Genomic DNA, 20,497 nt, shown 5'->3' on the forward strand with positions numbered 1-20,497 from the left:
GTAATGTCCCCCTAACCTTCCTGGCCAATATTTAATTTTCTGTACTGTTTAATGCTTCAATTTGTGCCATTAGATCTGTCGCTTGTTGACTTTCAACGGTTAAATAACTCATATAGACACTTCCACTTAGATGTAAGATATCTTGTACAACTTGGAACAACGGTAATGTCTGTTCCTTTTTCCAAACCTTCTTTTTTAAGCATTCCCAAACTTCAAAATCATTAACGCCATTATAACCTAATAATTTCAATTCGCTTACTTTACTCTCTAAAACTTCTTTAATATAAGGTTTCCATACATCAACGTGCTGTACCATTGGTTCCAAGTGAAAAATCCCCCTTCACGAACTGAAAGTCGATGTCATGACTTGTACATCTTTCAGCATATACATTATTGTACCGAATTTTCATCTTTTTGAGAAGGTAGGCATGCAGAAATGTCAAAACAAACATTTATTAAAGGTGCTTTAATATTGATCATTGCAGGTATGATTAGTCGTCTTTTGGGCTTCGTAAACCGGATTGTCCTAGCCAGATTGCTGGGTGATGAAGGTGTTGGAGTCTACATGCTTGCTCTTCCAGCTCTATTCTTAATGATTACATTATCACAAATAGGGATACCAGTTGCCGTGTCCAAGCTTGTCGCTGAAGCTAGTATCCAAAATGATACGAATCGTGTAAGGAGAATATTATATATATCCTTTACCATCACAATCAGTTTAAGTATCATACTTACCGTCTTATTTATCCTATTTGCACCGATTGTATCCCAACATTTATTACTTGATGACCGAACCTATATTCCGATGTTGATGATCAGTCCGATTATCCCTATTATTGCTGTATCGTCTGTTTTACGTGGGTACTTTCAAGGTATTCAAAACATGAAACCACAAGCAATGGCACAAGTAATTGAACAAGTCGTTCGAATCGGACTAGTCTTTCTGTTCATTCAAATAATGTTACCTTATGGTGTGAGCTATGCAGCTGGAGGCGCGATGTTTGCGGTTGTTTTAGGTGAATTAGCCTCATTAAGCTTTATTTATTATTGTTTTAAAACAGACCAACATCGACCTGTTTCGATTTTCATTAAAGGTAAAATTGATCAATTACGAAATACGTTCAACGATATTATGCACATTGCACTTCCGACGGCTGGTACTCGTCTTATAGGTTCCGTCACTTACTTTTTAGAACCAATACTAGTCTCACAAAGCTTATTCATTGCCGGGTACACGGTATCCCAAAGCACGGCTGCCTATGGACAGTTAACTGGTTACGTTTTACCTTTGTTATTATTACCAACATTCATTACTCATTCCTTATCCGTTGCATTAATCCCATCTGTCAGTGAGTTTAATGCATTAAATCATCAAAACTCTGTGCATTATAGAATTAGACAAGCATTACGGTTGTCTTATGCTTCGGGTGGAGTTATGACGATTGTATTTATGTTATTCGCTCACCCAATCTTAAATCTCATATATGGTAATGTAGATGGAACACAATTTTTAACCTTTATGGCACCATTTTTCTTATTGTTATATTTCCAAGCACCATTACAGGCAGCTTTACAAGCATTAGATTATGCAAAGCAAGCGATGATTAACAGTTTAATTGGTTCATTAGTCAAATTATCGACTTTATGGTTGTTAGCAACCAAACCTTCGTTTGGAATTGAAGGTGTTGTCATTTCCATTATCGTAGGTATTATGGTCGTGACTTTATTACACTTTGTAACTCTGTACAAAACCATTGGATTTATGATTCCATTTTCACTAGTATCTAAAATGATCGGGCTTTTAATTCTGATTTACTTTATTGGTGAGCGACTTCAACAGCTATGGACAACAGATACGAATATCATTTCACTTATTTTTGCGATCATCATTTTAATGGCTGTTTATTTAATTGGACTTATTCTTTTACAAATTGTTTCTAAAGAAGAGTGGGAACAATTAAAAAAACGTAGTAAGGCTAATCTTTAAAATCAATAAACAATTGATTGTCAGGCCCCATCTGGGCTATTGAGATATGCTTTATATCATAAACCCCACGTTCTTCAAGCAACTGATAAAAACGTTCTTCGGTCATGTTTAACTCTTCTAATCCTTTTGTTTGCAATTCACCGTCAATGATGATTGGTTCAATAATTGACGGTGGGTTGTCTTTTTTTTCAAACACAGAAAGCTTGCCACTCGTCTCCAGAATGGCAAGCTCGACTTGTTTGAAATCAATAATCCCATTTTCCCTTAATTGAACGAGTAAATCGTCCATATTATAACGTTGACGCTTCATTTCACGCTCATCGATATTTCCATTTTTTATAATAATGGAAGGGCGTCCATCCAAAAATGCTCTTACTTTTGGACTTTTTAATGATATATAAGCACTGAACAATTGAGCAACGAGTAATACTGCCATTGGAGTTAATAAAAGTAGAAACGATTGATCAGTCTTTTCTACGGAAAATACGGCAAACTCAGCTAATAAGATAAAAACGACTAAATCCATCACACTTAATTCGCCTATTTCTCGTTTTCCCATTAAACGGAATACAATAAAAATGGCAACATATACCCCAAACGTTCGAAATACTAATGTCCAGATATCCAACATATTTTTGTCATCCCTTTTATATTTTCCAACTTATTTTAACCAGGATGACTCGGTCTATTCTAATCCTATTTTTAAAGAAAATAGCGTCCAATTACGTATACAGTTGAGATAGTTAAAGAAAGCAAAACGATAATTAAACCATAAAACATAAATTTTATAAAAGGAATTTTCTCCCCATGGGTACTAGCAATCCCAGCTACCACTACATTCGCAGAAGCTCCTAATAGAGAACCATTCCCTCCTAAACAAGCTCCCAAAGCTAATGCCCACCACAAAGGATCAATAGGGGAAACTCCAAACCCTTCAAATTCTTCAATGACCGGAATCATGGATGCCACATAAGGAATATTATCCACAAAGCCTGATAAAATACCTGCTGACCATAATATAACAAGAGATGAAGTAAACGCATCCCCGTCTGTCCAATCTATAAATGTATAGGCTATTTGATCAATAATACCTGCTTTTTCTAACCCACCAACTAACACGAATAATCCAACAAAGAAGAAAAGTGTGGTCCATTCGACTTTTTGAAAGACAACTTCACTAGACTCGTCATTTTCAGATATTAAAAGCATAAGTAAAGCTGACATAATCGCAATCGTTGTAAGCTCTATATGCAAAAAGCCATGTAATGTAAAAGCTACCATCGTTAATAACAATATCGTGATAGATTGGTAAAGAAGTGGTGTTTTCTTTAACGAATCATTAGGGTTTAACGTTTTCACAAATTCTTGATCGAGTTGGTTTCCCTTGATCAATGAGTTTTTAAACATCAAATATAGTAAGAACAGCGTAATAGTGTGAATCACTACAACCACTGGGCCTAAATGAAAAATAAAATCCAGAAAATCAAAATAAGGAACAGCTTGGCCAATCATTATATTAGGAGGATCACCAATCATGGTTGCGGTTCCTCCAACATTGGAACTAATGATAACATTCACTAAATATGGAAAAGCACGTAAATTTAATTGTCTTATCATATGAAGCAAAACTGGAACTAATAATAACACTGTCGTTACGTTATCCAATAAAGCAGAACCAATCGCGGTTAAGATTCCAATCCAAAAAAATAGCGCCATTGGTTGTCCACTAACTTTTTTAATCATCCATAATGCTATAAACTCAAATATACCAGTTCTCTGTGTAATTGAAATGATTACCATCATTGAAAAGAGTAAAGCAACCGTACTCCAATCAACATATGATGATAAAGCTTCGTCCCAAGAAAAAACTCCAAATAAGACCATTAATGCAGCTCCAGTTGCCGCAATCAGAGCTCGATTAATCTTGTCCAACAATAAAAATACATAGCTAATCACAAAAATAGTTACAACAATCATAGCTTCCATATCCAATATCTCCTTTACGGTTTCTCCCTTACCAAATAAATACGTCTTTTCTTGGTCAAACATGCATATTTTATATTAAGACAAGTTGCCAAATGGGCGTTTTTTAAATATTAAGGGAGGTAGAAACATGGGTGAACGTATGAAAGCAAGTTTTATAGGTGTTGTGACCGTAATTGGTCTGATGCTTGTGGGGAGTCTAGTGATTGCTATAATAGTTAATTTCTCTACTTTATCTTCTTCAGCTTTTCAATGGATTAGTTTTATCACAAGTGTCCTCGTCTTAATGGTTGGTGGTTTTATAGGAGGTAAAAAAACAGAGGAAAAGGGCTGGTTAACAGGAGCTGTGGTTGGGATTATTTATGTCATAGGAATTATTTTATATCAGTTCCTTGCTCAAGATGCTTGGATGTATCAAAATCAATTCTTATACTTCTTAATTTTTGTACTAGCAGCAGTGGTAGGTGGAATGTTTGGGGTCAATATCAAAAAAAGTTAGCAAACATTAAAAAAGAGCCGTTCTCTAAAGAGTCGGCTCTAATTTTATTTAGTTAGATTGAACTACTTCACGTACAGCTGAACGATCGTATGTAAGTTTCGTTCCCTCTTGTACTTCTATTACAAGTGTGCCTTCATCTAAAGCATGTACTGTGCCGTGGAGACCACCAATCGTAATAACACGATCTCCCTTTTGTAAGTTTGATTGCATTTCTCTTACTTGTTTTTGGCGTTTTTGTTGTGGACGAATTAGAATCAACCAAAATAATAAGATAAATAGAATAATTGGTAATAGACTTCCTAGTAATTCCATTGCTGCCCCTCCTTTCTAGAAATTCTTTGCATTAGGTTTATTAAAACCATATTGATCAAAAAACTGATCACGAAAATCACCTAAGCGATCTTCTTTTATGGCTTCCCTGACGTCCTTCATTAATTTTACCAAAAAGTACAGGTTATGATAAGTCGTAAGCCTTATTCCTAGTGTTTCATTTGTTTTAATTAAGTGACGAAGATAGGCTTTCGTATAATTTCGGCATGTGTAACAATCACAATCATCATCTAATGGTGTAAAATCTCTTGCAAATTTAGCGTTTCTAACCACCACTCGACCTTTTGATGTCATACATGTCCCATTACGCGCAATACGTGTTGGTAAGACACAATCAAACATGTCCACTCCACGAATAGCACCGTCCACTAATGAATCAGGTGACCCTACTCCCATTAAATAACGTGGCTTATCATCTGGTAGTAACGGTGTTGTGAAATCTAAAACACGATTCATAACATCTTTAGGTTCACCAACAGATAGTCCACCAATCGCATATCCAGGAAAATCTAATGATATTAAATCTTGTGCACTTTGTTTTCTTAGATCTTCATACTCTCCACCTTGAACAATCCCAAATAACCCTTGTTGATCCGGTTTTTGATGAGCCTCAAGGCAACGTTCAGCCCAACGGCTCGTCCTCTCAACGGAGGATTTCATATAATCATAAGTAGCAGGGTAAGGTGGGCATTCATCAAAGGCCATCATAATATCTGAACCTAAAGAGTTTTGGATTTTGGTCGCACCCTCAGGTGATAAAAATAGCTTCTCTCCACTCAAATGGTTACGGAAATGAACGCCTTTTTCTTCGATTTTTCTCATATCACTTAAACTAAACACTTGGAATCCGCCTGAGTCAGTTAAAATAGAACCATCCCAGTTCATAAACTTGTGAAGGCCACCAGCTTCCTCAACTATATCTTCGCCAGGTCGAAGCCATAAATGATAAGTGTTTGATAATATAATATTCGCCCCGATGTCCTTCAATTCCTCTGGAGCCATAGTTTTTACGGTTGCTAAAGTTCCAACCGGCATAAACACCGGGGTTTCAAATGATCCATGAGGAGTTGTAACTCTTCCTAAACGAGCTCCTGTTTGTTTACATGTTTTAATTAACTCATACTTAATCGCAGTCATATTCCTAAGTCACCTTTATTATAAAATTAACATTGCGTCTCCAAAGCTAAAGAAGCGATAGCGTTCTTTTACAGCTTCGTTATAAGCATTTAAGATAAATTCTTTATTTGCAAAAGCACTGACTAACATGATTAACGTTGATTTTGGCAAATGGAAGTTTGTAATCATCGCGTCAATGGCTTTAAATTGATACGGAGGATAAATAAATATATCGGTCCATCCGTTCGCTTCCTTAAACTTCCCATCTTCATCTCTCGCAATTGTCTCTAACGTACGAACTGATGTGGTTCCAACCGCAACGATTTTGTTGTCTCTTTGTTTAACGTCATTAAGTAAATCTGCCGTCTGTTGATTCATTTGATAAAACTCAGCGTGCATATCATGTTCTTCGATATTTTCGACTTGTACTGGTCGAAATGTTCCAAGTCCTACATGTAAGGTGATATAAGCTATATGAACCCCTTTGGCTTTGATTTGCTCCAACAATTCTTCTGTAAAATGCAGACCAGCTGTAGGGGCAGCTGCTGAACCAACTTCCTCAGCGTAAACAGTTTGATAACGATCACGATCATCCAATTGTTCCTTAATATAAGGGGGCAATGGCATTTCGCCTAATTGATCTAATACTTCTAAAAAGATTCCATCATATTCGAAACGAATCAATCTTCCACCATGTTCTTTTTGCCCCGTACATACCGCTTTTAATAAACCATCTCCAAATGAAAGCCTTGTGCCTTCTTTCACTTTTTTAGCAGGCTTAACAAGAACTTCCCATTCATCACCTTCTAGTTGATTCAAAAGTAATAACTCAATTTTTCCACCTGTATCCTCTTTTTCTCCAAATAATCGAGCAGGCATAACTTTCGTATTATTAAGAACGAGACAATCACCTGGATTTAAATAGTCAACAATATTGTAAAAATAACGGTGATTAATGGTCTCCTGTTCACGATTTAAAACCATTAATCGTGAACTCGAACGATCAACTAGCGGTGTCTGAGCAATTAATTCCTCAGGTAATTCAAAATCAAAATCCTCAATATTCATGTTGTTCTCACTTCCCTCTATCTAAACCTACCTATTACAAAGAAAATTAAACTTAAAATAATACTAATCACAATGGATGTCACAATCGGAAAATAAACGGTCGTATTCCCTTTTTTAAACGTAATATCTCCTGGAAGCTTACCAATAAAACTCCATGAAATACCTATGACAATTAACACAATTCCAATAACGACCAATATCTTTCCAAAATCCATTTACGATTGGACCTCCCTGTCAAAATGTTCATAGGCCTTAATAGTTGCCACACGTCCTCTTGGAGTTCGTTGAATGAAACCTTGCTGAAGTAAAAAGGGCTCATAAACATCCTCTATCGTTTGAGATTCCTCTCCAATTGTAGCAGATATCGTATCTAGGCCAACTGGACCACCTTGAAACTTATCTATGATTCCAAGTAAATACTTATGGTCGATATGATCCAAACCTGCAATGTCCACCTGTAACATCGACAAAGCTTGTTGAGTCGTCTGTAATGTAATTGAGTTTTCCTGTCTCACTTGGGCAATGTCACGGACTCGTTTTAATAATCGATTAGCAATTCTAGGTGTTCCTCGAGAACGTGAAGCAATCTCTCCAGCAGCATCTTCTTCGATTTCCACCTCAAAAATCTCTGCAGTCCTCTTTATAATCATGCTCAATTCTTCAATATTATAAAACTCTAATCGACTTAATACTCCAAAACGATCTCTAAGTGGGGCTGAAAGTAATCCTGCTCGCGTTGTAGCTCCGACTAACGTAAAAGGAGGTAAATCCAAACGAACAGAACGAGCTTCTGAACCCTGACCAATCACAATGTCTAAAACAAAATCTTCCATCGCTGGATATAGTATTTCCTCAACGGACCTCGGTAACCTATGTATTTCATCAATAAATAAAACATCTCCAGCCTCTAATGACGAAAGAATCGCAGCTAAATCACCTGCTCGTTCAATCGCAGGTCCAGATGTTGTTCTAAATTGCACGCCCATCTCATTGGCAATAATGGACGCCATGGTTGTTTTTCCTAATCCAGGTGGACCATATAATAAAACATGGTCTAATGATTCCTCACGCATTTTAGCAGCTTCAATAAAAATACTTAAATTTTCCTTGGTTTTTGATTGTCCAATATATTGCGCAAGTCTAGTTGGACGCAAGCTTTGTTCAACATCTTGTTCTTCATGTTGCAGCTCACCTGAGACCATCCGATCTTCCATTTACTTCACCTACTTTTAACGCATTAATAATTGTAATCCTTTTTTCACAATATCATCTGTCGATGTAGCTTCGAGTGTTTTTAACTGAACGGATACTTTATTAATCTCTTTTGATGAATAACCTAACGCTTTTAACGCCTCAATAGCTTCTTCATAATGACTAGTTCCTGACTCGCTAGTTGATTGATACTCATCAACAGTTTGATTAGTCGAATGATTCATCCATTCATTTACTTTTCCTTTTAAGTCAAGAATCATCTGGCGAGCTGTTTTCTTCCCAACACCAGGAAATTGAGTTAAGAATTGATCATCTTCTTTTTCGATCGCTAAAGCAAAATCGTGAACAGTGGTTTGTCCAACAATATTCATCGCATGCTTTGGCCCGATTCCTGATACGTTTAACAGCTTCTTAAACATCTCTTTTTCCTCTTCTTCTTTAAATCCATATAAGATTTGAGCATCTTCTCGAACATGTAAATATGTATATATCTTTACTAGTTGATTTAAAAAGGGCTGAAAACGAAATGGATTATCATTCATGATTTCATAACCAATCCCCATAACCTCAACAATTATGTAATCTTCCGTTAAATCAACTAATTCCCCTTTTATATATGAATACATGAGTTCCTCCTCAAAATCACTTCGCTCTGAACAAACGTTCTATTTATAGTTTAACATGAGTTAAAACATTTTAGTGATGAAAAATTGAAAACCTCCCCATACAGGAGAGGTATTACTTATTGCATATTATGATGAACTTCCTGAACATCATCTAAATCTTCTAGCATATCAATCATTTTTTCCATTTTACTTTGTTGATCATCATCTAAAGATGAATATGTGTCTGGAAACATCGATAATTCTGCAACTTCAAGTGGATAAGAATCCTGTAATGCATTTCGTACATCTTCAAAATCTTCTACCGATGTATAGATTTCATACACTTCGTCATTCGATTCAAATTCTTCACAACCTGCTTCGATGGCTTCTAACATTAAAGTATCTTCATCAACTTCTACTTCTTCACGTTTAATGACGATGTATCCTTTTCGATGGAACATGAAAGAAACACAACCATTTTCACCGAGGTTGCCATCATATTTAGAAAAGGCATGACGCACTTCTGAAGCTGTACGATTTTTATTATCTGTAAGAGCTTCAACCATTACAGCCACACCACCTGGTCCATAGCCTTCGTATACTATTTCCTCATAGTTTTCTCCATCTACGTTACCAGTCGCCTTGTTAATCGCGCGCTCAATATTGTCGTTTGGCATATTATTAGCTTTTGCTTTATCAATTGCCAAGCGTAAAGCAGAATTGGTCTCTAGATCGCTTCCACCTTGTTTGGCTGCCACATAAATTTCTTTAGCTAATTTCATAAATATTTTTCCGCGTTTTGCATCTTTAGCGTTTTTCTTATGTTTAATATTGTGCCATTTTGAATGACCTGCCATTGTTTCTCCTCCCCCGATGTATTACTTTACAAGATCATAGACACGATAAACTTTGCCATTTTCTAAGTTGGCTGAATCTTTGATAAGTCCCATCATTAGATCCGCCACTTCTTTTGGACTTCTTAGTTTACCTTCTTCTTTATATTGTTTAAATTGATCGACCTGCTTAAAGTTGTCTTCATCAGAACGACGAATTTCTTCTTGCATATTCGTATCCATTATACCAGGACTAAAAGCTATGTGTAGATCATTTGATTTTAATTCTTCCGCTTCAAGGGCAGCTGTTTCAGTGTACAAATTAACTGCTGCTTTTGTCGAACCATAAGCATTCCAACCATATACAGCACGCTCAGCTGCACCTGAAGTCACATTAACGACAAATAAACGATCGGTATTGATATGCTTTTTCATCGTATTAACAATAATCATTAACGCTGTTAAATTAACTGAAACATGCTTGGCGATCTCATGATTTTCAATCGATCCGACAGGACCAATCGGACTTACCATCCCAGCGTTATTGACGATTAACAATTCATCTAAAGAATCTTTATGTAATTTCGTTACAATTTCATGTAACGTATCATTCAATTTTTCAAGGTCGCTTAAATCGCATGAATGATGATAATAAGACTTACGGCTTTCATTAGCCAAGTTTTTTAGTTCATTTGTTTTTCTCTTTCTTGATATTGTGAATAAATTATATCCTTCTTCTAATAAATTTTTGGCTACTTCTTCACCTAAACCGCGAGAAGCACCGGTTACAATTGCAAATTTCATTGTTAAATCCCCCAATTTTCATTATGTAAGTGAAAAGGAGGTTCCTCCTTTTCACTAATCTTTTTGTCGATCTTCAATGCGGTTGTGGAATTCTTCATCCACACTAACAGATATATCTGTTCTACCAGTTATATTTTCTACTACTTCTTTAACTTTTTCAATAGCTTCCTCTTCTTCTACTCGACTCGCTAAATAAACTGCGACATAAATTTGATCTTCAGTAACCGCAACTCCAGCCTCTCTAATCTCACGCATATTCCTTAATTCATAGTAAATTTGACGATTCAATTCATTTCTTCTTTTGAATTTCTCATCTCGAATGCGATCACGATTATCCGTATTCCCTAGGGATTCATCTGTTTCACGTTGCTCATAATACTCATAAGGGTTCGGATACGCATTATACCTGATTTTTTCTTCAGTTGTGGGCTCTTCTGGCTGATCAAACTGAATATCAGTCGTCTCTTCACCATCTGTAATGCTTTCCTCTTCTTGTTCAGGATTTACAAACGTACACGCACCCAAGAAGATCAAACTTATAAGTAAAATCGATTTCTTAAACAATGAAAACACCTCCATATCATTAGTTTGAAATAAGAGGTGTTTCTCATTCGTCTATTCTAATGTGAAATGATGGAAATCCGGCGGTGATGTTGGTAAATCACGTTTATGAGCTGTTCGTTCGTGCATTTTTACAATAGTCTGCTTATCTTCTTCACTGATTTTGTCCCCGCGTAGAAACGCATCAATCGTATCGTAGGAAATGCCCATTTCAGATTCATCTGTTTGACCTTCCCAAAGACCCGCACTTGGGGCTTTATGAATAATTTGATCTGGTACACCTAACTCTTTGGCTAATTCACGTACCTCAGTTTTAGTATAGTGAAGCAATGGTACTAAATCAACTCCACCATCACCATATTTTGTGAAGTATCCAGTATACCATTCTGCCGCATTATCAGTTCCTACGACTAAATAATTGTAGTTTGTAGCTATGGTATAAAGAGTACTCATTCTTAATCTAGCTCGTAAATTTGCATCTGCTAATTTCTCGTTTTTATCGTTCCAGTCACCTTTGTTCTGTAATTGTTTTTTAATGCTGCTAAACAACAATTCATGTTGATCTGTAAGGTCAACTGTCACGGAATCAATTTGCGAACCTTCTATCACTAACTGAGCATCTGCCTCATCTTGGCCATTACTTTTACAAGGCATAACGACACCTAATGAATGTTCAGGAAGGGCTCTTTTGATTAAATAACCAACAACCGATGAATCGATCCCTCCACTTAATCCTACAAGTAAACCGTTAACATTTGCTTCTTCAACTTTCATTTGTAACCACTTCGTTAATTGTTCCACATGTTTTTCCATACCCTAGTCCCCTTTTCCGACATTTATTGTTATATATTCTACCATAAGATGTTATATCATGACAAAAGGTTAATAATAATAACCATTGCACCCACAAGGGTTATAAGGTCGATAATAGTACTGATTATTGTAAGTATAACCATACGGATTTTGATTCATATATCCATAAGGATTGTAATAAGGCTGGGCATATTGACGTTGTTCATAAGGATAAGGTGCCATCGTCTGGTTTACGTAATGATAATCATACGTTTGTGTTGGATATGGTTCAGGTATGACCCAATTCTCATACCCTTCAGGCAAAAATTGTTGGATATATTCATCTTTTTGGTTTTCTTCTATTGAAGAGATAACCTTATCACTAATAACAAATTCATCTTCTTTTACCCTTGGTAACATTTTTGGCTTATTTGGATCGTGAGGCGGTGCCATACGTTTATCCGAAACATTTAAGATTGGTTCTTCACTCGGTTTTTCCTCGACGACCATAGGAACCTTAACTTTCATTTTAGGCAAAGGGTCATTTGAATAATCTAAATGCCGATTCATATTAACTAGCTCATCGACTGAGATATGATACTTTTTGGCAATCGATTCAAATGTTTCACCTTTTTGCACAACATGAATTCTCATGATGATACTCCTTTCAGATTATAATCCCACTAACACATTATGCAAAAGGAGCAAAATGTTGAGCGTTTGCCTATAAAATGAACGAGGTATTCAAAGTATTAGTAAGTAAAAATACACCAGCCATGATTTTTCAATCACAGCTAGTGCAACTTAGTATGGTAATAACAATTACCCACTGAAATTATTCAATAAACTCAAATTCAAAATCTAATAATCGGATCGTGTCACCATCTTTTGCTCCACGTTTACGTAACGCATCATCAACTCCTAAATGACGCATTTGTCGAGCAAACCTTCTAACAGACTCATCACGATTGAAATCTGTCATTTTAAAAATTCGCTCAATCGTTTTTCCAGAAATAACGTACGCACCATCAGGATCACGTGTTATTTGAATCGTATCGTCTTCTTTCTCAAATTTATAAATGACACGTTCATCTGTTTGTTTCTCTTCATCCAATGTTTCAAATCGGTTTTTAGGAATTTTCTCTAGCTCATCTGCAATGGCATACAATAAATCGCGAACACCCTCTTTAGTAATCGCTGATATTGGAAAAATAGAATAATCTTCAGTTAATTGCTCTTTAAACATATCCAAATGCTCTTCAGCATCTGGCATGTCCATTTTATTAGCCACAATAATTTGCGGACGTTCCATCAATCGCTCATCATATTGCCTTAATTCTTCGTTTATGGTAACGAAATCATCATAAGGATCTCGCCCTTCCAATCCAGACATATCGACCACATGAACAATAACACGCGTTCTCTCTATATGACGTAAAAATTGATGACCTAACCCAACTCCTGAGTGGGCACCCTCAATTAATCCAGGTAAATCCGCCATAACGAAACTTCGGTCATCTTCCGTTCGTACCATTCCAAGGTTAGGAGCGAGGGTTGTAAAGTGATAATCAGCAATTTTAGGTTTAGCAGCACTGACAACTGATAGCAATGTTGACTTCCCTACACTTGGAAAACCGACTAACCCTACATCTGCTAACACTTTCAATTCTAATTTGATGTATAATTCCTCACCAGGCTCACCATTTTCAGCCAATTCTGGCGCACGGTTACGAGCGTTGGCAAAGCGAATATTTCCACGTCCACCTCGTCCCCCTTGGGCGATCACGGCTCTTTGCTTATGTTGAGTTAAATCCGCAATTAATTCTCCAGTATCCGCATTTCTTATGGTCGTACCGGGCGGGACTGGTACGACTAATGGGTCAGCATTTTTACCATGCATTCCTTTACTCATTCCATTTTCACCACGTGACGCTTTAAAATGTTTTTGATAACGGAAATCCATTAACGTGTTTAACCCTTCATCCACTTCAAAAACAACGTCGCCTCCATTACCACCATCTCCACCTGCGGGACCTCCCATAGGTTCATATTTCTCACGACGAAATGCGACTAACCCATTTCCTCCATCACCAGCTTTAACAAAGACCTGTACCTGATCGACAAACATTTTATCTCACCTACTTATAAGTAAATACAAATGAAGTTTCTTTTTCATTTTTTATAACCTTCAATTGCCCATAACTATAAAAGGTTATATCATCCAATGATTCTATACCCTTAATGTGATACTTAATATACCAATCATGATCATATTTTATTTGAACAAGAATATGTAAATGGATTAGAGAGTCAAGCTGTGCTTTTATTTGTTCAAATAACCGTTTTCCATCATGAGTTATTTGACCATCATAATCTTCTATCGATGTTTCATGATTTTCAATCTCGAAATCAAAGTTCATTTCTCTCTCAAATAAATTTAATGATAACAGCCAATAAACATATTGAGGAGCATCTAATGTTTGCAACTGGCGTTCATTCTTTAATTGCATGATGAGATGATGAAGTTTTTCCTGAGATTGCTCATATTGTTTCATGCTTGCATAACCATCGACTAACTGCAAATGATTCATTAAATCATGGCGATATAGACGCAACAAATATAAAACATCTTTTATATTAACTTGCAAATTCCTCACCCTGCCTTTTTATAATATCATATCACATTCAAACTATGACTTTATGTATATATGGGCTCTTAAAAAGAATAAAAGCTGACTCTTCTTGATGAGTCAGCTTTTAATTCAAGGATTTATACTTCTTGTGCTACTGGGTATACACTAACTTTTTTACGGTCACGACCGTAACGTTCGAAGTGTACAACACCATCAGTTTTAGCAAATAGTGTATCGTCTCCACCTCGGCCTACGTTTTCACCTGGGTAGATTTTTGTACCGCGTTGACGGTAAAGAATAGAACCACCAGTTACCATTTGGCCGTCAGCACGTTTAGCTCCAAGACGTTTGGATTCTGAATCACGTCCGTTTTTGGAACTACCTTGACCTTTCTTCTGTGCGAAAAACTGTAAATCTAGACGTAGCATCGAAATGCACCTCCTTAATGTTCTATGATGGTTATATATTGATGATAATCTTTTTCGATTGTTTGGAATGTAACCAGCATTCCTTGAAGTAACGTTTGGGCTTTATCCCTCTGCTCATCAGACATCCTATTAGGTAAGAGCAATTTAAGATAGCCACCTTCGGCTCCTTGCTCAATCTCAGGTTCAATCTGACATAGCTCCATAATTGAATTAGCCGTACCAAATGAAACAGCTGACACAGCTGCACATACTAAATCGTGACCATACGGACCACTATTAGCGTGTCCACTCAACTCAAATCCTTGAATGGCACCATGTGTATCTTTAAACAATTTAAATTCAACCATGTGGAATACCCTTACGCATTAATTTTTTCGATTGTCACTTTTGTATAAGGCTGACGATGACCTTGCTTACGCTTGTAATTTTTCTTCGGCTTGTATTTGAAAACAGTAATTTTGCGTCCTTTGCCTTGCTTTTCAACTTTACCTGTAACAGTTGCACCTTCAACTACCGGAGATCCAACTTTTACGTTGTCGCCACCAACAAAAAGGACTTTGTCAAACGTAACTTCTTCACCAGCTTCAGCGTCAAGCTTTTCGATGAATACTGATTGACCTTCTTCTACTTTGATTTGTTTTCCACCAGTTTCAATAATTGCGTACATTCTCTGCACCTCCTCAAAAACTAAGACTCGCCATCGAGGTACTTACGATTGTAAGTTTCAAGACCTCTTCTGAGCGGTTGTAGCAGCGGGTGCTACATTTATGCATAACAAAATACATAATAGCACGTTATGAAAGAGTTTGTCAACCTTCAACCATGTTGAATTCGATGTCTCTCTGCTACCAACCGTTGTTCATTTTATTAAAAATAACTAGTACTTGTAAAGACCTATTTTATTTTTTCATAAATTTCAAGATCTCCACTTATTTGAAATAACCAATAAAAAAGAAGCTGCGCTAATTCGTCATGATCATGACTTTCTTGTCAGCTCCAATCTTAATTAACTATGCTTCTTTTGCATGAATGTTAGACACCGATATATTCGGTTTGTTTTCTGTAAAAAATGTTTGCAAACAATCTTCTTCTGTTATGAGATTATTGTGATTACCAACAAAAATATAGTGATAACAATCCTTTTTAAAATGTTTCACTATTTCACTCAATGGTGTATGTTGACTAACTCTTAATAGTTCAACCTTAGATTGATCTACTCCCGACACAAAGTAACGAGATAATAAGTGTTTGAGCAACATGATATGTTTATTTCGATAAAGAAGCCAATTATCGAGTAGCAAGAAAATAGATAAGAATGTTAAATGAATGCTTGTCCACGATAATAAATACAGCAAAATGTTAGTAATGGCAATAGTCGTCATTGAAATAATCGACATCCAAATAATCGCTTGATGAAATGCAATATATTGAGAAACGAACACAAACAGAATTCTCCCACCGTCGAGTGGAAGAATAGGTATAAGGTTAAATAATAAAATGACAGTATTAATCATCCATAACTGATCCAAAATGATATGTTCAATATGAAAACCATTTAGGACGAGTAAAACGATGTAAATCCAAATATGTTGTAAAGGACCAGCTATTATCACCCATAATTCCTCTCTACTTGATCGATTATAAAAGTCTTCTGTTTCCATTACTCCACCAAATGGCCATATCATTAGACGCGTTATTTTCCACTTAAAGTACCTTGCAGCAGTATAATGTCCAAGTTCATGTATGGTGATGATAATGAAAAAGGCGATCAATTCAATGAATAACCCCAAAAAATAACTACCAATTAAGAGTAGTAGTAATAGTGGGTGAAATTGAATCACTTTAGTTCGAAACATCCGTATCTCCTAAAATAAACTGAACTGGATCAACGAATTGACTACCATCTTGTACTGCAAAATACATATTAGTATAACCGACTAATTCATCAGGTTCAATTTTACCAATTGCCTGACCTGGTGAAACAAATTGATAATGAAAAACATCAATTGTATTCAGATGACCGTATACTGATTTTGTCCCATCTTCATGTTGAATAATTACCGTATTTCCCGTGTCAGACTTTTCTCCTGCAAATAACACTGTTCCTCGATCTAATGGATAAACGTTTTGCGCCTCAACCACTTCAATAGATATACCATCTTCGTAGTCCCTTACTCGCTCCCTCTGTACACCGCTAACAGGTACAGATTGTACGTCTTGATTTACCATGCGTTCTTCATCTCTTCCAAATGATAGAAATGGTGTTGCGAAATGCTCATCGTACCAAGCTTGTACAGTGGCAAATGGCAAATCTTCAGTCATCGTTTGATGAACAAATGGCTTTAACTGATTTAATAGTGGAAGCTGTGTTTGATAAACAAATAAAGTAAAAAAGACAATTATGGCTGAACCTAAAAATTTCATTAAGTATTTCGTGGATTTAGGTGTTCGAAACTCTGTAGAGTCAGCTTTTGGATATGAAGTATAACCATGGCGCTCTTCATCATCTAATAGTGCATGATAAGAATATGTTGATGATTTATTTATTTTGTTCTTTAGGTTTTTACGTTTAGCAATATTACTTCTAATTTCATCTAGTTTACGACTCATTTCTCACCATTCCTTTTCTATTTTGTACTAGCTTATTCAAGGAATGAGAGAGATATGATACAAGCTATAAAAATTATAGATTAATATAAAAAAGCACACAGATTTAAAATGTGTGCTTTTAAAGGTTATTTCATTCCTAACAATTTCTTCACTTTAGTCATAAACCCTTTTTCCTCATCAAAGGACATGAGTGGAACTTGTTCACCTAATATACGTCTGGCGATGTTTCGATAACTAATTGAAGCCTTTGTGTCAGGTTGAAAGGCAACGGGAACACCGTGATGTGAAGAACGAATAACGTCTTCATCATCTAAAATAATGCCTAACAACTCGATAGACAATGTGGATACTATTTCATCTACACTAAGCATATCTCCACTGTCAACCATATGTTTTCGGATTCGATTGATGATTAAATATGGAGGATTCTCTAATTCCTCTTGTTCTAATAACCCAATAATACGATCCGCATCTCGGATACTAGATTTTTCAGGTGTTGAAATAACGATCGCTTTATCTGCCCCAGCAACAGCATTTTTATATCCTTGCTCAATACCTGCTGGACAATCAATTAAAATAAAATCATAATCAGGCTTTAACTCATCTACTAATTGGGTAATTGATTCTGGTGAAATTTCGTTCTTATCACTTGTTTGAGCTGCCGGTAGAAGGTGCAAACATTCGAATCGTTTGTCCTTAACAAGCGCTGATTGCAACTTGCAACGACCTTCAATAACATCAATTAAGTTGAATATAATACGGTTTTCTAATCCTAATACGACATCTAAGTTCCTTAGCCCAATGTCTGTATCAATTAAACATACCTTTTGTCCCATTAAAGCTAATGCTGTCCCAATATTGGCTGTAGTAGTCGTTTTACCTACCCCACCTTTACCAGATGTAATAACTATTGATTCACCCATATTACAATCCCCTTTCAAAAACGTCTAAGAGCTTAGGACGTATTTTTTGTATATGCTGTAATTGATCCAATTCGATTTGTTCTGTTGATGGATTTATAAAGGCAAACTCTCTAGGAGAGCCTTGAACATCATAATCGGGAGCACGACTAATTTTAGAAGCAATTCTAATTTGATTGGGATGCATATAAGAAGCAGCCACAATACAGTTCTCGTCTCCTTCAACCCCTGCGTGTGCTATACCTCTTAACTTTCCAAGCACAAAAATGTTACCTGATGCATGCACGGCTCCTCCAGGATTAACATCACCGATGACTAAAGCATCACCTTTAACTTCATGAACTTGTCCTGATCTGATTGTTTTCATGACCGTTTTGACTGTTGTATGTTCATATAATTCATAGGCACTTTCTCGAGTTAACACATAGGACTCAATATTTTTCACCGTTAACTCACTATGTTGACCTATCAACTGAATGAGCGTTTGACGTTGATCCTCGCTTAAATAACGGTGCTGACTATGTATCGTAATGTCTGTTGCCCCAGATGTTTGATTATTAACTAATTTATTTTCTAACTCTTTTAATAAAAAATCAAAAGAGCATTGATCATCTAAGTAAACGACAATTCCATTATTGGTTCCCTTCATCGTTACATAATGGTTCCATTCTGACATAATAGGTACACCCCAATTTTTGTTCCACCATTAATAATTACTTGATTTGTTGGTCTTCTTCCTGCCATTTTGTTAAACGTTTTGCGAAAAATGGATAAATAATTAATAAGAATAATATATTACTTAATGTTGTAGGGATTAATCTTAACTGAACGAATTGATTAACAGTCATATCAACTTGTCCAACTAATGAATATATGAAATACAATATAAACTCGGCCACAACAATGCTCAATGTCACCAATAAAAAACTGACAGCAAAATTTTGCTGCAACACTTTAGTTAATAAATGGACTAAATATAAAGCTATTCCATAGGCTAGTAAATAGACACCCACTAAATCTGTATAAACTAGCTCAAATAACGCTCCAAAAATAACGCCATTTATAATCCCGTGATATGTGTGATTTCGATCATAAAATAAAAGAATAAGTAATGAAAATACTAAAATCCAATGCGGAATATAAATTAAATCAGATATGGTTATTGATTTTGGAATAAACCGAACCGCAACACTTTCTAATACTAATAAAATTAATAAAGTTAAAGGAAGATAGAGGAATCTCAATATTACTCCTCCTCTTCTTCATTTTCTAGAACCGGTGAATAAATATCACGATCAATGACCATAACATGATTGATATCTAATAAATCTGCCGCCGGTTCAATATGTGCAATTTTCGTTAATCCATACTGATCTAATTCAACAGATGAAACTTCTCCAATCAACAACCCTCTAGGGAATACTCCTCCCATTCCAGAGCTAACGATTGTTTGTCCAACTTCAAGTTGTCCACTATCCGTCATCTCTCTAAATAAAAGCGTATCAGTTTCATCATCGTACCCTTCTACTAAACCAAATATATCATCATCACCATCAACGACTGCTGAGATTCGATTATCTACATCAAATCCCGTTAATAGCTGGACAGTTGATGTCATCTGGGAAGCACCGATGACTTTTCCAACCATTCCACTTGCTGTTGTGACCGCCATATTCGGTTCGACTCCATGCATTCGACCTCTATTAATTTTAACTTGATCAAACCATTGTTCTGGACTTCTAGAAATGACTGTCGCTTTAATTGGAGTATAGTCACTTATAGCTTCATCCATCTCTATTAACGAACGTAATTCTTCATTTTCTTTCTCTAATTCGTTAACTTGAAAAGCTAATGATTTATAATCTTGTAATTCCTCTTTTAATACTTCATTTTGCTTATATACATTACGTATATCGTCTACGTTATCAAAAAAACCAATAACATAATTTACTGGTTGATAAACAATATTTTGAAAAAAGCCAACAGTATCTGAAATAAACTGTACTCCTATATTCGATTGTTCATCTGCTCTGATTGAATATCCTATAATCGTAACAACGATAATAATACTAGTGAATAGTACGATTAGTTTTCTTTTTCTTAAAAATGAAGGCAT

Annotated in this window: 27 protein-coding genes and 1 other annotated feature; of the genes, 2 read left to right on the top strand and 25 right to left on the bottom strand. The window is 35.9% G+C overall.

Features of this window, described 5'->3' with window-relative positions:
- Positions 1-31: 31 nt before the first annotated feature.
- The gene (locus tag BMY57_RS03695; RefSeq protein ID WP_091772740.1) at positions 32-316 is read right to left on the bottom strand and encodes a post-transcriptional regulator; all 285 of its coding nucleotides are present in this window, start codon (positions 314-316) and stop codon (positions 32-34) included.
- 120 nt (positions 317-436) lie between these two features.
- On the opposite strand from BMY57_RS03695, the gene spoVB reads away from it, so the two are divergent.
- Positions 437-1,987, top strand: a complete 1,551-nt coding sequence (spoVB, locus tag BMY57_RS03700) for a stage V sporulation protein B (RefSeq protein WP_091772682.1) — start codon at positions 437-439, stop codon at positions 1,985-1,987.
- On the opposite strand, the gene BMY57_RS03705 is transcribed toward spoVB, so the two are convergent.
- Positions 1,977-2,618 (bottom strand): DUF421 domain-containing protein, encoded by a 642-nt coding sequence (locus BMY57_RS03705; protein WP_091772683.1) that lies wholly within the window; start codon positions 2,616-2,618, stop codon positions 1,977-1,979. The two genes, spoVB and BMY57_RS03705, sit on opposite strands and share 11 nt — an antisense overlap.
- Positions 2,619-2,689: 71 nt before the next feature.
- Complete coding sequence (locus BMY57_RS03710) at positions 2,690-3,973, bottom strand: ArsB/NhaD family transporter (protein WP_091772684.1); 1,284 nt, start codon at positions 3,971-3,973, stop codon at positions 2,690-2,692.
- A 127-nt stretch (positions 3,974-4,100) separates the two neighbouring features.
- On the opposite strand from BMY57_RS03710, the gene BMY57_RS03715 reads away from it, so the two are divergent.
- The gene (locus tag BMY57_RS03715; RefSeq protein ID WP_091772685.1) at positions 4,101-4,469 is read left to right on the top strand and encodes a TIGR04086 family membrane protein; all 369 of its coding nucleotides are present in this window, start codon (positions 4,101-4,103) and stop codon (positions 4,467-4,469) included.
- A gap of 48 nt (positions 4,470-4,517) precedes the next feature.
- Here BMY57_RS03715 and yajC read toward each other — a convergent pair whose 3' ends face one another.
- From yajC to mreC, 22 genes are all read right to left on the bottom strand, one after another.
- Positions 4,518-4,781 (bottom strand): preprotein translocase subunit YajC, encoded by a 264-nt coding sequence (gene yajC, locus BMY57_RS03720; RefSeq protein WP_091772686.1) that lies wholly within the window; start codon positions 4,779-4,781, stop codon positions 4,518-4,520.
- Between the two features lie 15 nt (positions 4,782-4,796).
- Positions 4,797-5,936, bottom strand: coding sequence for a tRNA guanosine(34) transglycosylase Tgt (gene tgt, locus BMY57_RS03725; RefSeq protein WP_091772687.1), 1,140 nt, complete (start codon positions 5,934-5,936; stop codon positions 4,797-4,799).
- Positions 5,937-5,954: 18 nt separating this feature from the next.
- The gene (gene queA, locus BMY57_RS03730; protein WP_091772688.1) at positions 5,955-6,983 is read right to left on the bottom strand and encodes a tRNA preQ1(34) S-adenosylmethionine ribosyltransferase-isomerase QueA; all 1,029 of its coding nucleotides are present in this window, start codon (positions 6,981-6,983) and stop codon (positions 5,955-5,957) included.
- A gap of 17 nt (positions 6,984-7,000) precedes the next feature.
- Positions 7,001-7,198, bottom strand: coding sequence for a DUF2905 family protein (locus BMY57_RS03735; RefSeq protein WP_091772689.1), 198 nt, complete (start codon positions 7,196-7,198; stop codon positions 7,001-7,003).
- On the bottom strand, positions 7,199-8,197 hold the full coding sequence (gene ruvB, locus BMY57_RS03740; protein WP_091772690.1) for a Holliday junction branch migration DNA helicase RuvB: 999 nt from the start codon (positions 8,195-8,197) through the stop codon (positions 7,199-7,201).
- A 15-nt stretch (positions 8,198-8,212) separates the two neighbouring features.
- Positions 8,213-8,821: a Holliday junction branch migration protein RuvA gene (ruvA, locus tag BMY57_RS03745; protein ID WP_091772691.1), complete on the bottom strand. Its 609-nt coding sequence runs from the start codon at positions 8,819-8,821 to the stop codon at positions 8,213-8,215.
- Between the two features lie 116 nt (positions 8,822-8,937).
- Positions 8,938-9,657, bottom strand: coding sequence for a YebC/PmpR family DNA-binding transcriptional regulator (locus BMY57_RS03750; protein WP_091772692.1), 720 nt, complete (start codon positions 9,655-9,657; stop codon positions 8,938-8,940).
- 21 nt (positions 9,658-9,678) lie between these two features.
- Positions 9,679-10,437: a (S)-benzoin forming benzil reductase gene (locus tag BMY57_RS03755; protein ID WP_091772693.1), complete on the bottom strand. Its 759-nt coding sequence runs from the start codon at positions 10,435-10,437 to the stop codon at positions 9,679-9,681.
- A 54-nt stretch (positions 10,438-10,491) separates the two neighbouring features.
- Positions 10,492-11,001, bottom strand: coding sequence for a YhcN/YlaJ family sporulation lipoprotein (locus BMY57_RS03760; RefSeq protein ID WP_175615119.1), 510 nt, complete (start codon positions 10,999-11,001; stop codon positions 10,492-10,494).
- 51 nt (positions 11,002-11,052) lie between these two features.
- Positions 11,053-11,811, bottom strand: a complete 759-nt coding sequence (nadE, locus tag BMY57_RS03765) for an NAD(+) synthase (RefSeq protein ID WP_091772695.1) — start codon at positions 11,809-11,811, stop codon at positions 11,053-11,055.
- 69 nt (positions 11,812-11,880) lie between these two features.
- Positions 11,881-12,444 carry a LysM peptidoglycan-binding domain-containing protein gene (locus BMY57_RS03770; protein WP_091772696.1) on the bottom strand — a complete coding sequence of 188 codons (564 nt, stop codon included), beginning with the start codon at positions 12,442-12,444 and terminating at the stop codon, positions 11,881-11,883.
- Between the two features lie 181 nt (positions 12,445-12,625).
- Complete coding sequence (obgE, locus tag BMY57_RS03775) at positions 12,626-13,918, bottom strand: GTPase ObgE (RefSeq protein WP_091772697.1); 1,293 nt, start codon at positions 13,916-13,918, stop codon at positions 12,626-12,628.
- 10 nt (positions 13,919-13,928) lie between these two features.
- On the bottom strand, positions 13,929-14,438 hold the full coding sequence (locus BMY57_RS03780) for a Spo0B domain-containing protein (protein ID WP_175615116.1): 510 nt from the start codon (positions 14,436-14,438) through the stop codon (positions 13,929-13,931).
- 122 nt (positions 14,439-14,560) lie between these two features.
- The gene (gene rpmA / locus BMY57_RS03785; RefSeq protein WP_091772699.1) at positions 14,561-14,851 is read right to left on the bottom strand and encodes a 50S ribosomal protein L27; all 291 of its coding nucleotides are present in this window, start codon (positions 14,849-14,851) and stop codon (positions 14,561-14,563) included.
- 14 nt (positions 14,852-14,865) lie between these two features.
- A complete protein-coding gene (locus BMY57_RS03790; protein ID WP_091772700.1) occupies positions 14,866-15,198 on the bottom strand; it encodes a ribosomal-processing cysteine protease Prp in 333 nt (110 codons plus the stop codon).
- Between the two features lie 11 nt (positions 15,199-15,209).
- Complete coding sequence (rplU, locus tag BMY57_RS03795) at positions 15,210-15,518, bottom strand: 50S ribosomal protein L21 (RefSeq protein ID WP_091772701.1); 309 nt, start codon at positions 15,516-15,518, stop codon at positions 15,210-15,212.
- Positions 15,519-15,531: 13 nt separating this feature from the next.
- Positions 15,532-15,607, bottom strand: a sequence feature (ribosomal protein L21 leader region).
- A gap of 254 nt (positions 15,608-15,861) precedes the next feature.
- Positions 15,862-16,707, bottom strand: coding sequence for a M50 family metallopeptidase (locus BMY57_RS03800; RefSeq protein ID WP_091772702.1), 846 nt, complete (start codon positions 16,705-16,707; stop codon positions 15,862-15,864).
- On the bottom strand, positions 16,694-17,461 hold the full coding sequence (locus BMY57_RS03805; RefSeq protein WP_091772703.1) for a M23 family metallopeptidase: 768 nt from the start codon (positions 17,459-17,461) through the stop codon (positions 16,694-16,696). Before BMY57_RS03805 ends, BMY57_RS03800 begins: the two co-directional genes overlap by 14 nt.
- Before the next feature lie 125 nt (positions 17,462-17,586).
- Positions 17,587-18,384 (bottom strand): septum site-determining protein MinD, encoded by a 798-nt coding sequence (gene minD / locus BMY57_RS03810; RefSeq protein ID WP_091772704.1) that lies wholly within the window; start codon positions 18,382-18,384, stop codon positions 17,587-17,589.
- A gap of 1 nt (position 18,385) precedes the next feature.
- Entirely contained in the window at positions 18,386-19,057 is a 672-nt protein-coding gene (gene minC / locus BMY57_RS03815; RefSeq protein ID WP_091772705.1) for a septum site-determining protein MinC, read from the bottom strand.
- 37 nt (positions 19,058-19,094) lie between these two features.
- Positions 19,095-19,625 (bottom strand): rod shape-determining protein MreD, encoded by a 531-nt coding sequence (gene mreD / locus BMY57_RS03820; protein ID WP_091772706.1) that lies wholly within the window; start codon positions 19,623-19,625, stop codon positions 19,095-19,097.
- Between the two features lie 2 nt (positions 19,626-19,627).
- Positions 19,628-20,497, bottom strand: a complete 870-nt coding sequence (gene mreC, locus BMY57_RS03825; protein WP_091772707.1) for a rod shape-determining protein MreC — start codon at positions 20,495-20,497, stop codon at positions 19,628-19,630.

The sequence above is a fragment of the Piscibacillus halophilus genome (assembly GCF_900110685.1).
Taxonomy (GTDB): Bacteria; Bacillota; Bacilli; order Bacillales; family Alkalibacillaceae; genus Piscibacillus; species Piscibacillus halophilus.